This is a genomic window from Nocardia abscessus (assembly GCF_015477775.1).
GTDB classification, from domain to species: Bacteria; Actinomycetota; Actinomycetes; order Mycobacteriales; family Mycobacteriaceae; genus Nocardia; species Nocardia abscessus_A.
On sequence record NZ_JADLQO010000074.1, the window covers coordinates 1 to 441 of the forward strand.

The window sequence follows — 441 nt, forward strand, 5'->3', positions numbered from 1 at the left end:
TCCCCACAGCGTCACCCAGGTGATCACATTGTCGGTCTCGACCTCGACGCTCACGAAAGCACGCGCCTGGGCATAGCCCGCGCAACCGTTCAAACCGATGGTCTCATCGGCCCACGTCACCGAACCACTCGTGCCCTTGAACGCATTACGCGTCTTGTGCGTCTCATTACCGAAGTCATCGGCCTGCTCCAGATCGAGCACATAGAACGACTTCGCCTGACCCGGGCCGAGAGACAGGTTGCCACCCGAGTTGGCGCCCACACCGCCGGTGACGTTCTGCCCGTCACTCCAGTCCACATTGCCGTCCACACCACCAGTGGCACCACCACCGGCGATGTTCACCTGGCAACCCACGGTGTAACCCGGGAAAATCTTGCCCCCGGCCGCACCCGACAACTCGACCTGCGCACTACCCGACACCCACGCATTGCGATGCAACGG

Annotated in this window: 1 protein-coding gene; it reads right to left on the reverse strand. The window is 62.6% G+C overall.

Annotated features, from left to right (window positions below; genetic code table 11):
* Positions 1 to 441 (reverse strand): MspA family porin (locus IU450_RS39330; RefSeq protein WP_195154788.1); only part of this gene is annotated, 441 nt, incomplete at both ends.